Origin of the sequence: Mycobacterium sp., from assembly GCF_049281135.1 — a bacterium.
In the GTDB taxonomy this organism is placed as follows: Bacteria; Actinomycetota; Actinomycetes; order Mycobacteriales; family Mycobacteriaceae; genus Mycobacterium.
In genome coordinates, this window is record NZ_JBAPRN010000564.1 from 1 (window position 1) to 10,580 (window position 10,580).

At 64.6% G+C, this 10,580-nt stretch carries 14 protein-coding genes and 3 tRNA genes; 5 read left to right on the forward strand and 12 right to left on the reverse strand.

From position 1 onward, the window contains the following. The 3 genes from WAN02_RS21990 to WAN02_RS22000 all read left to right on the forward strand — a co-directional run. A partial coding sequence (locus WAN02_RS21990) for a class I SAM-dependent methyltransferase (protein ID WP_422266351.1) occupies positions 1 to 198 on the forward strand: 198 nt, incomplete at its 5' end. Positions 199 to 294: 96 nt separating this feature from the next. Next, positions 295 to 996 (forward strand): YciI family protein, encoded by a 702-nt coding sequence (locus tag WAN02_RS21995; RefSeq protein ID WP_422266353.1) that lies wholly within the window; start codon positions 295 to 297, stop codon positions 994 to 996. 3 nt (positions 997 to 999) lie between these two features. Beyond that, positions 1,000 to 2,214 (forward strand): RNA polymerase sigma factor, encoded by a 1,215-nt coding sequence (locus tag WAN02_RS22000; protein ID WP_422266355.1) that lies wholly within the window; start codon positions 1,000 to 1,002, stop codon positions 2,212 to 2,214. A 12-nt stretch (positions 2,215 to 2,226) separates the two neighbouring features. Here WAN02_RS22000 and WAN02_RS22005 read toward each other — a convergent pair whose 3' ends face one another. The 12 genes from WAN02_RS22005 to WAN02_RS22060 all read right to left on the reverse strand — a co-directional run bounded on the left by WAN02_RS22005 (position 2,227) and on the right by WAN02_RS22060 (position 8,778). Further along, positions 2,227 to 4,098, reverse strand: coding sequence for a fatty acyl-AMP ligase (locus WAN02_RS22005; protein ID WP_422266357.1), 1,872 nt, complete (start codon positions 4,096 to 4,098; stop codon positions 2,227 to 2,229). 65 nt (positions 4,099 to 4,163) lie between these two features. Beyond that, complete coding sequence (rplA, locus tag WAN02_RS22010; protein WP_422266359.1) at positions 4,164 to 4,871, reverse strand: 50S ribosomal protein L1; 708 nt, start codon at positions 4,869 to 4,871, stop codon at positions 4,164 to 4,166. Positions 4,872 to 4,939: 68 nt separating this feature from the next. After that, positions 4,940 to 5,368 carry a 50S ribosomal protein L11 gene (gene rplK / locus WAN02_RS22015; RefSeq protein WP_422266361.1) on the reverse strand — a complete coding sequence of 143 codons (429 nt, stop codon included), beginning with the start codon at positions 5,366 to 5,368 and terminating at the stop codon, positions 4,940 to 4,942. Positions 5,369 to 5,390: 22 nt separating this feature from the next. Continuing rightward, a complete protein-coding gene (gene nusG, locus WAN02_RS22020; RefSeq protein WP_422266363.1) occupies positions 5,391 to 6,176 on the reverse strand; it encodes a transcription termination/antitermination protein NusG in 786 nt (261 codons plus the stop codon). A gap of 42 nt (positions 6,177 to 6,218) precedes the next feature. Beyond that, positions 6,219 to 6,662: a preprotein translocase subunit SecE gene (secE, locus tag WAN02_RS22025; RefSeq protein ID WP_422266365.1), complete on the reverse strand. Its 444-nt coding sequence runs from the start codon at positions 6,660 to 6,662 to the stop codon at positions 6,219 to 6,221. A gap of 57 nt (positions 6,663 to 6,719) precedes the next feature. Then, a tRNA-Trp gene (locus tag WAN02_RS22030) sits at positions 6,720 to 6,792 on the reverse strand. 135 nt (positions 6,793 to 6,927) lie between these two features. Beyond that, positions 6,928 to 7,428 (reverse strand): (3R)-hydroxyacyl-ACP dehydratase subunit HadC, encoded by a 501-nt coding sequence (gene hadC / locus WAN02_RS22035; protein WP_422266367.1) that lies wholly within the window; start codon positions 7,426 to 7,428, stop codon positions 6,928 to 6,930. Between the two features lie 3 nt (positions 7,429 to 7,431). Beyond that, positions 7,432 to 7,860 carry a (3R)-hydroxyacyl-ACP dehydratase subunit HadB gene (gene hadB / locus WAN02_RS22040; protein WP_422266369.1) on the reverse strand — a complete coding sequence of 143 codons (429 nt, stop codon included), beginning with the start codon at positions 7,858 to 7,860 and terminating at the stop codon, positions 7,432 to 7,434. After that, positions 7,847 to 8,323: a (3R)-hydroxyacyl-ACP dehydratase subunit HadA gene (gene hadA, locus WAN02_RS22045; protein WP_422266371.1), complete on the reverse strand. Its 477-nt coding sequence runs from the start codon at positions 8,321 to 8,323 to the stop codon at positions 7,847 to 7,849. The genes hadB and hadA overlap by 14 nt, the downstream gene beginning before the upstream one ends. 49 nt (positions 8,324 to 8,372) lie before the next feature. Then, a complete protein-coding gene (gene rpmG, locus WAN02_RS22050) occupies positions 8,373 to 8,540 on the reverse strand; it encodes a 50S ribosomal protein L33 (RefSeq protein WP_003898538.1) in 168 nt (55 codons plus the stop codon). Between the two features lie 39 nt (positions 8,541 to 8,579). Then, positions 8,580 to 8,653 (reverse strand) — tRNA-Met (locus WAN02_RS22055). Positions 8,654 to 8,705: 52 nt separating this feature from the next. Then, positions 8,706 to 8,778 (reverse strand) — tRNA-Thr (locus WAN02_RS22060). Between the two features lie 107 nt (positions 8,779 to 8,885). Between WAN02_RS22060 and WAN02_RS22065 the strand changes: the two genes are divergently transcribed. Beyond that, entirely contained in the window at positions 8,886 to 9,602 is a 717-nt protein-coding gene (locus WAN02_RS22065) for an MBL fold metallo-hydrolase (RefSeq protein ID WP_422266373.1), read from the forward strand. Between the two features lie 63 nt (positions 9,603 to 9,665). Further along, on the forward strand, positions 9,666 to 10,514 hold the full coding sequence (locus WAN02_RS22070; RefSeq protein WP_422266375.1) for a hypothetical protein: 849 nt from the start codon (positions 9,666 to 9,668) through the stop codon (positions 10,512 to 10,514). The last annotated feature ends 66 nt before the right edge of the window (positions 10,515 to 10,580 follow it).

Sequence of the window (10,580 nt, forward strand, 5' to 3'; positions counted from 1 at the left end):
CTGCGGGATAGTTACATCAAGACCCTGCATCTCTGGGGTGACGCGCTGGAGGCCAACAAAGACAAGGCCATCGCGATCCAGTCCGAAGAGGTCTACGAGCGCTACATGAGGTACCTGCGCGGCTGCGAGCGCTACTTCACCGAGGAAGTCATTGACGTCAGCCTGGTCACCTATCTGAAGCCCGGCGCCGCGGCGTAGGTTTTTTCTCCGCGACTGTCGGATACCGGCCGCGCCGTTCGTCAGACGGGTAGAGAGTGGAACACAGGGTTCTGCTCACTACCGGAGGACACGACCATGCAGTACTTAGCCTTATTGATCGGCCCGGAGCCGAAACTCACGCCCGACGAGCGTGCCACCGAGATGGCGGCCTACCAGAGCTTCCACGCCAAGGCCGGGCCGGCGATTCGCGCCGGCGACGCATTGATGTCGGCGGCCGAGGGTGTGCGCATCAGCGGCGGCCCCGATGCACCACTCGTCACCGACGGCCCGTTCGCTGAAGCGGCCGAGATCGCCGCCGGCGGTTACTACGTATTCGAGGCCGAGAATCTCGACGACACCCTGGCACTCGCGCGCGAGATCCCCGCTGCCAAGCGCGGCGCGGTGGAAGTCCGGCCGATCTTCCACACGGTGGATGGCGACTGGTCGCGCTCCGACGCGCAGTGGCTGGCGCTGCTGTTCGAACCGCCGGAAAGGGTCCACACCCCGGGCACGCCGGAGTGGCAGGCCGAATCGGCCCGGCACGGTGAATTCGGTGCCGGCGCAGGCGATCACATCGTCGCCGGGGCCGCATTGCACGAGCCGGCGACGGCGACGACAGTGCGGGTTCGCGACGGCCAGGTCATGCTTACCGATGGGCCGTTCGCGGAGAGCGCCGAGATCGCCACGGGCTTCTATCTGCTGGCCGCGAGTGACCGTGACGAGGCGGTCAAGCTGGCCGCGATGATCCCCGCGTCGACCGTCGAGCTGCGCCAACTGGCGGGACTCTCCGGCCTGTAACGAATGGTCAACCTGGACGGCGTCTTTCGGCGGGAGTGGGGCCCGGCCGTGGCCGCGTTGGCCCGGTGGTCGGGTGATCTCACCGTCGCCGAGGACGCCGTCCAGGAAGCGTTCGCCGAGGCGCTGCGGGCATGGCCGCGCGACGGCGTGCCGGACAACCCCGGTGCATGGGTGCTGACCGTGGCACGCAACCGCGCCCGCGACCGATTGCGTCGCGAGTCAGTGCGCCCGGGAAGGGAATTGGCGGCGGTGGTTGATGACATCCGGACGCGTATTGAGGTGGACGTTCACCCGGTGCACGACGACGAGCTGCGGATGATGTTCACCTGCGCGCACCCGGCCTTGGATCGATTGTCACAGCTGGCGCTGACGCTGCGGCTGGTGTCCGGGCTCACCGTCGCCGAGATCGCCCGCGCGCTACTGCAGACCGAAACTGCTGTCGGACAGCGTATTACCCGGGCCAAGGCCAAGGTCCGGCACGCAAACATCCCGCTGCGGGTGCCACCGGCCGAGCTGTTGCCCGAGCGCACGCCGCATGTGCTCAGCTGCATCTATTCGGTGTTCACCGAGGGCTACTGGTCGACGGCGGGGCCGTCGGCGATCCGCGACGAGTTGTGCGACGAAGGAGTCCGGCTCGCCTCCGAGCTGTGCACCCTGATGCCGACCGAGTTGGAAGCTCACGCGCTGGCGGCCCTTGTGCTGCTGCATGATTCGCGACGGGCGACCAGAGTGAACACCGACGGCGCGCTGGTGCCACTCGAGGAGCAGGACCGTGGCCGCTGGGACCGCGAGCGGATCGCCCGCGGTCTGGACCGGCTCCGGCTGGCGCAGGGTTCGACCGGCCCCTACCTGCCGCAGGCGGTGATCGCCGCACTGCACGCGACGGCAACGTCGTGGGAGCAGACCGACTGGCGCACGATCTGCGTGGCCTACGACAAGCTGTCGGCGATGACCGATTCGCCGGTGGTACGCGCCAACCGGGCCCTGGCGGTGGGTTTCCGCGACGGCCCGGACGCCGGGCTGGCCGCCCTGGAGAAGGTCGCCCACGACCCGCGTCTGGCCCGGTCCAACCTCGTCGCGTCGGTCCGCGCGGACCTATTGCGGCGGGCAGGACGGCGAGACGATGCGCTCGGCTGGTACCGAGAGGCCTTGGCGTCCAACGGTTCCGAGCCGGGGCGCGACTATCTGCGCCGTCGGATCGCCGAGTGCGGAGGATGAGCCGCACAACGATCAGGAGTGGCCGCGTACGCCCAATTCACCGTTGAGATACAGCGTCCGGCACGCCTGCCGGGCCAGCTTGCCGCTGGTCGTTCGCGGGATGACGCCGGCCGCCACCAGCAGCACGTCGGCCAGCGGCAGGCTGTGCCGACGGGAGACCGCCGCGCGGATGTCATCGATGACCGGTTGCAGATCACCCCGGCCGGCCCCCGGTGCTCGTTCGGCGACGATCACGACGCGCTCGCCGACCTCATCCCTGGGCGCTCCCGGTACCTCGTTCGCCGGCACCGAAAACGCTGCGACATAACCCGATCGCACCTTGGACGACGCTTCGGCCGTGGTGGCCTCGATGTCTTGCGGATAGTGGTTGCGGCCATCCACGATGATCAGATCTTTGATGCGCCCGGTGATGTAGAGCTCACCGTCGAGATAGACACCGAGATCCCCGGTCCGCAGCCAGGTGGCTTCGCTCGGCGCCCCGTCAGCATGGCTGCCCGACTGCAGTCGGCGCTGCAGCTTGTTGCCGAACACCTGCTCGGTTTCTGCGGGGCGCGCCCAGTAGCCACGGCCAATGTTGTTGCCGTGCAACCAAATTTCGCCGACCTCTCCGTCGGCTACTTCCGCCTCGTTCTCGGTGTCGACGATGACGCCCCACTGGCTGCGGGCCACCCGACCGCAAGAAACCTGCGGGATGGAATTGGGAGCATCGCGCGGGACCCGAACCGCACGCCCGGCGCCCAACTGCTCTCGGTCCAGGTAGACAACCGACGGCCCGGCGGAGAGTTCGATGGTCGAGACGAACAGGGTCGCCTCGGCCATACCGTAGGACGGCTTGACCGCCGTACTCGGCAGCCCATAGGGAGCGAACGCCGCGTTGAACTTCTCGATCGAGCCGATCCGCACCGGTTCCGAGCCATTGATCAGCGACACCACATTCGTCAGGTCGAGGTCCTCCCCCTCATCGGGCAGCCCGCGCTCGACGGCCAGCTCGAACGCGAAGTTCGGCGCCGCGGCGAAGGTGGGGCCGTGTTTGGACTCCGCCGCCAGTTGCCGGATCCAGCGTTGCGGCCGCCGAACGAAGGCGACCGGCGACATCAGCGTGACCTGCGTGCCGAATACCGCCACGCAGACGATCATCAGCAGGCCCATGTCGTGGTAAAGCGGCAACCAGCTGACACTGCGGATGTCCCAGTCGATTCCGGTCGAAATCACCATCTGCAGCACGTTGGTGCCGATCGCGCGATGGGTGATTTCCACACCAACCGGGGATCGGGTGGACCCTGAGGTGTATTGCAGGTAGGCGATGTCGTCGGTGTCCAGCCGCACCGGGGCGAAGGTGATACCCACCGAGTCGGGAACTTCGTCGATCGCGATCACGCGCGGTCTGCTGGCGCGCGGCAACGACCGGACGAACTCCTGAACCGCCGTGGCAGCGGCAGCCGTCGTCAATACCACCGACGGCCTGGCGTCGCCGAGCACCGCGTCGAGCCGCTCGGCGTGTCCCGGAAATTCCGGCGCGAACAGCGGCACTGCGATGTCGCCGGCCTTGATCGCGGCGAAGAAGCCGACGATGTAGTCGATGCCCTGCGGCGCCAAGATTGCCACCCGATCACCCTTGGAGGTGATCTGCTGCAGGCGAGCACCGATGGCCCGCAGCCGGGTGCCCAGCTCAGCCCAGGTCAACTCGATCATCTTGCCGTCGGCATGCTGGCTGTAGTCGAGGAAGCGGTATGCGACGGCATCACCGATGTCAGCGATGTGGCGGTCCAGAAACGTCACCACGTTGGCGCCGTCCGGCAGAACGATGCCGCCATCCGCGTCGAGGTAGTCAGTCAACTCCGGCCGGTTCAACCGACTGCCGTCGTTATCCGAGGCACCTAGCATGACCGGGATTCTAAGAGATAAACGTGCTGTTCTCCGTCAGCACTCGACGGCGAACAGCACCTTGCTTACGCTTCGGAGAAGTTTCGGGTGACCGCCGGGTCGACCGGGATGCCCGGTCCGGTGGTAGTCGAGACCGTGATCTTCTTCAGGTAGCGACCTTTGGACGACGACGGCTTATGCCGCAGCACCTCGTCGAGCGCCGCGCCGTAGTTCTCCACGAGTTGATTCTCGTCGAAGGACGCCTTGCCGATCACGAAGTGCAGGTTGGCCTGCTTGTCGATCCGGAAGTTGATCTTGCCGCCCTTGATGTCGTTCACCGCCTTGGTGATGTCCGGGGTGACGGTGCCGGTCTTGGGGTTGGGCATCAGGCCACGCGGCCCGAGGATCCGCGCGATGCGGCCGACCTTGGCCATCTGGTCGGGGGTCGCGATCGCCGCGTCGAAGTCGAGGAAGCCGCCCTGGATCTTTTCGATCAGGTCGTCGCTACCCACCACGTCGGCGCCGGCGGCGGTTGCCTCGTCGGCCTTTTCACCGACCGCGAACACCGCGACCCGAGCGGTCTTACCGGTGCCGTGCGGGAGGTTGACCGTGCCACGGACCATCTGGTCGGCCTTGCGCGGGTCCACCCCGAGCCGGATGGCGACCTCGACGGTCGAGTCCTGCTTGGTCGACGACGTCTCCTTGGCCAGTTTGGCCGCCTGCAACGGGGTGTAGAGGTTGTCGCGGTCCACCTTCTCGAGGGCGGCGCGATATGCCTTGCTGTTCTTGCTCATTCGTTCATCCAATCTGATGTTGGGTTGTGGTTGGCGGGCCGAAGCTGGCCCTCCCACTGGGGAGCCGTCTATTCGACGGTGATCCCCATCGACCGGGCGGTCCCGGCGATGATCTTGGCGGCTGCGGCGATGTCGTTGGCGTTCAGGTCGGGCTTCTTGGTCTCGGCGATCTCGCGGACCTGATCCCAGGTGACCTTGGCGACCTTGGTGGTATGCGGTTCGGCCGAGCCCTTTGCCACCTTCGCGGCCTTGAGCAGCAGCCTGGCGGCCGGCGGGGTCTTCAGCGCGAACGTGAAGCTGCGGTCCTCGTAGACGGTGATCTCCACCGGGACGACGTTGCCGCGCTGGGAATCCGTCGCGGCGTTGTACGCCTTGCAGAACTCCATGATGTTGACGCCGTGCTGCCCGAGTGCCGGACCGACCGGCGGGGCGGGGTTGGCTTCGCCGGCCTTGATCTGCAGCTTGATCAGCCCGACGACCTTCTTTTTCGGGGCCATGAGTATTGGTGTTCCTTCCTAGCTAAATCTTGGAGACTTGGGTGAAGCCCAGTTCGACAGGTGTTTCGCGGCCGAAGATGGACACCAGCACCTTGAGTTTCTGTTGTTCGGCGTTGACCTCGTTGATCGTCGCCGGCAGCGTGGCGAACGGTCCGTCCATCACGGTGACCGACTCGCCGACGGCGTAGTCGACCTCGATCACTGGACGCTCCAGCTCAACCCCGGTACTCGCGGTGCTCGCGGCGCCCTTGACGGGCTTCTTGGCCGCACCCTGCGGAAGCAGGAACTTCACCACGTCGTCGAGCATGAGCGCCGAGGGGCGAGACGTCGCGCCGACGAAGCCCGTGACGCCCGGGGTGTTACGCACCGCGGACCACGAGTCGTCGGTCAGGTCCATCCGCACCAGGATGTAGCCCGGCAGCACCTTGCGGTTGACCTGCTTGCGCTGGCCGTTCTTGATCTCGGTGACCTCTTCGGTGGGCACTTCCACCTGGAAGATGTAGTCGCCGACGTCCAGGTTCTGCACACGGGTCTCGAGGTTGGCTTTCACCTTGTTCTCGTAACCGGCGTAGGAGTGGATGACGTACCAGTCGCCTGGCTTGGCGCGCAGCTCGGCCTTCAGCGCAGCGGCTGGGTCGACCTCTTCGGGCTCAGCCGGTTCCTCGGGTGCGGCGGGCGCCTCTGCGGCCTCGTCGGCCACCGGCTCGGCATTGGCCGTCTCCGGTGCATCGTCAGCGGTCACTTCTTGCAACGCGGCTTCGATGTCGACCGTCTCACCCACGGGCAGATCGCCGTCGGAGGTAGTCACGGTTTATGGGTCCTTCCCTTTTTATGTCAGCTCGTGGCGGCGTCAGCCGAACACCCACAGCACCAGCTTGGCCAAGCCCAGATCCACCAGGCCGATGAACGTCACCATGAACACCAGGAACGCCAACACCACCGAGGTGTAGGAGCCCATCTGCTTGCGGTTGGGCCAGATGACCTTGCGCAGCTCGGCGACGACCTGCTTGAGGTAGTTGAAGACGAAGACGAACGGGTTGTTCGACGGCTCGTCGGACTTGCGGGCCTTCTTGGCTTTCGTCGCCTTCTTGGCCTTCTTGCGCGTGTCGTCGGCGTCGCTCTCGGTGAGCTCGACGGCGCCGGATGCGCCGGTGCCGTCCCCGGCCTCCGACTTCAGACGGGACCGCTTGCCGGTGGGTCGCTGCGGCGTCGCCACGGCCGTACGGCCGCCCTGCGAGTCGTCAGTTCCGCCGCCGTCGGCTGCGGCGTCGGCATCGACGTGTTCGTCGCTCACCGCATGCTCCTTCGTTCAATCGTGTGCGTGGTGGTCACCTTCCAGTGTCCACCATTGCAGGGGCGACAGGACTTGAACCTGCAACCTGCGGTTTTGGAGACCGCTGCTCTGCCAGTTGAGCTACGCCCCTTCGCTGGTTGGCAGGCCAACCTGCGCGTGCCGGGGCCTTACCCGACGCGCGCGCTCGCCAACTGACGGAAAAACACGCTGGTACTGGGAAAACCCCGAGGTCCGAGTGTACATCGCAGCAAGTCTCAGGTACTAATCACGCCGTCCTGACGATCTGCCCGCTCTCCTTGTCCCACTTGAGGTTGACGGAGTCGTCGCCCTCGTGTCCCATCACCGTGGTGTAGGCCTCCAACACGACCTCGCCGGCATCGTTGGTGCAGGTGTTCTTGGTGACGACGATGTCGGCGCCGAATCGCTCGGTGACGGAGTGAATTTCCATCTTGGCGTGCAGCACGTCGCCGGCTGCGATCGGCTTGTGGTAGACGAACCGCTGGTCGACCTGGACGATCTGCATGGTGTCGTAGCCGGTGTCGACGCTGCGCATGAAGTCCGCCTGTACCAGCTGCCCAAGGATCGTCACGAACGTCGGCGGCGCGACCAGGGCGTCGTACCCGAGTTCGGCCGCCGCTTCCTCATCCAGACAGGCCGGGTCGTCGGACTTCACCGCCTTGGCGAATTCGCGCACCTTCTCGCGGCCCACCACGTAGCTATCCGGGTAGTGCCACACCATTCCAAGGATGTCGCTGTTGATCGCCACCGGTTAAGCCAACTTCGCTGACGCGACCGCCCGACCGAAGATCTTCTTGCCGTCGGTGGTTGCGGTCAGCGCGATCGTCACCGACTTGCTGTCCGGATCGACCGACTTCACCCTGCCGGTGAACACGATCTCGGCGCCCTTGCCGTCATTGGGCACTGGCACCACCGCGGTGAACCGCACGTTGTACTCGGTGACTGCCCCGGGATCGCCGACCCACGACGTGACGAAGCCGCCGCCCAGCCCCATGGTCAGCATGCCGTGCGCGATCGCGGTGTCGAGTCCAACGACTTTGGCGATCTCGTCGTCCCAGTGAATTGGGTTCAGATCGCCGGAGACGCCCGCATAGTTCACCAAATCCTGGCGGGTCAGCGGGTACACCTTCTCCGGAAGTTGGTCACCCACCTGGACCGAATCGAACTCACGCAGTGGCATCTCGGAAACCCTCTCCATCGTCACCTGCACGACCCGCCAAGGTCGTGTAGGTCTCCTGAACTATGTCACCCGCGTCATTGGTGATGGTTTGCTTGGTCATGATGATGTCGGTGCCATGGGCGCGCCGGACCGACTCGATCTCCACGTCGCAATACAGCCGATCTCCCACCTTGATCGGCCCGAAAAATTTCAGCGCCTGGTCGACCTGAACGACCTGGGCGTCATTGGTGGCGATGTTGGCCCACACGAAGAACGCCTCCACGGCCTTGTAACCAAACACCGAGATGAAAGTCAGCGGCGCGATCAGGCCGTCGTAGCCCAGCTCTTCGGCGGCCTTTTCCTCGTGAAAGGGACGGTCATCGTTTTTGACTGCGCCCGCGTACTCGCGAATCTTTTCCCGCTCGACGATGTAGTAATCGGGGTAGCGGAAGCGCTTCCCGACGGCATTCTGGCCCAACGACATGACCCTTAAACCTACCTAGTCAGTCTGAATAGATTGCTGACGGGCTGTGTCAGCGTGTTTCGCGGTGAGCCTGGTGTTTGCCGCAGTTCGGGCAAAACTTCTTCAGCTCGAGCCGGTCTGGGTCGTTGCGGCGGTTCTTCTTCGTGATGTAGTTGCGGTGCTTGCACACCTCGCACGCCAAGGTGATCTTGGGCCGTACGTCGGTACTGGAGGCCACGTCGGTTCTCTTTTCGGGTTTTCGTTCGTTGTTGTCTTGTAGCGATGGCCGGACTCGAACCGGCGACCTAACGATTATGAGTCGTTCGCTCTAACCGACTGAGCTACACCGCCTCGGGACTGCGTTGTCTTCGTTCCGGGCCGCCTGCCTGCTCGGCGTCCACCGAGCCCCCTAACGGAATCGAACCGTTGACCTTTTCCTTACCATGGAAACGCTCTACCGACTGAGCTAAGGGGGCCGCACCCGAGCGACCGTTTTGGTCACGCCTCGGGCCTAAAAGAGGGTACAGCCTGCTCCGCAAGGGCACCAAACGGTGAGGTTTGCGGGCCCGCTTAGGCTGAGCGGGTGTCTGATACCGACCGGTTGTACTTCCGCCAGCTGCTCTCCGGCCGCGACTTCGCCCAGGGCGACGGGATCGCGGCGCAGATGCGCAACTTCGCCTACCTGATCGGTGACCGGCAGACCGGCGACTGCGTGGTGGTCGATCCCGCCTACGCGGCCGGCGATCTGGTCGACGTGCTCGAGGCCGATGGCCTGCATCTTTCCGGCGTGCTGGTCACTCACCACCACCCTGACCATGTCGGCGGCTCGATGATGGGCTTCGAGCTGAAGGGGCTGGCCGAGCTACTCGAGCGGGTCAGCGTTCCGGTTCACGTCAATTCTCAAGAGGCGCAGTTCGTTTCGCGGATCACCGGAATTCCGATGGGTGATCTCACCTCGCATGAGCACGGCGACAAGGTCAGCGTCGGCGCGATCGACATCGAACTGCTGCACACTCCGGGTCACACGCCGGGCAGCCAATGCTTTCTGCTCGACGGCCGACTGGTCGCCGGTGACACGTTGTTTTTGGAAGGATGCGGCCGCACCGACTTTCCCGGCGGGGATTCCGATGAGATCTTTCGCAGCCTGCAGAAGCTTGCTCAACTGCCTGGCGATCCGACGGTATTTCCCGGACACTGGTATTCACTCGAACCGAGCGCCTCACTGTCAGAGGTCAAGCGTTCTAATTACGTTTACCGTGTCGCTAATCTCGAACAGTGGCGAACACTGATGGGTGGATAGTTGTACTCCGACGGGTCCTCCAGCGAATTTTCGTGCCTTTAAATGCTGTGATATAAGCGGAGGATAGGTTCTTCTATGGGTTGGATCCACGATCGGTGGCACCAGGTGGCGGGGGCAGGATCCGGTACCTGGTTGGCGTGGGCCGTATGGGCCCTACTCGGCCTTGCCGTCATCGCCCTCATCTTTGCGAATGCGCAAATCCGCCGCAATCGCCGGCTGGTATCCGATGAAATCCGTCCGCATGTCGGGATGTTTATGGAGCCGCACGCCGCGGACTGGCATGTAATCGAACTAGTCGTCCGGAATTTCGGAAAGACCCCGGCCTACGACGTCTCATTCACGTTTCCGCACCCACCGACCGTCGCCGAATACGAAAACGCCACCGATGGCTATGCCGATGTCGTCGAACTGCAGCTCCCCCGTCAGTTGCCGACGCTGGCACCCGGCCAGGAATGGCGCACGGTGTGGGATTCGGCGCTCGACCGCACCGAGCTCGGTGAGGGCATCGAATCGCGCTTCCCGGGCACGGTGACCTACTACGACCGCGTCGAGATTCCCCGCGGCTGGAAGTTCTGGCGCCCCAACCGGCGTGCCCTGGAGACCAAGGTGGTGCTGGACTGGGCGGCGTTGCCGCCGGTTCAGCGAATCGAGTTGATGACGAACCACGACCTGGCCAAGCGGGAGAAGCAGAAGCTCGAACTGCTGCGCAGCCTGCTGACCTATTTCCACTACGCCGCCAAGGAAACTCGCACCGACGTGTTCCGCTCCGAGATCGAGCGCATCAACCGCGCGGTCGACGAAACCAAGGACCGCTGGCGCACCCGGCAGATCGAGGCGCCGGCCACTGACGTCAGCCTGCGCTGGGGTAACGCCGAAGAGGAACTCGGCAGGCACCGCGGCGAGCGGGTCTAAGCGCCCGGGCTTATTTCCGGTCTGATTCAATCAACTCCATGAGCGACGGACCGGTCAGTTATCGCC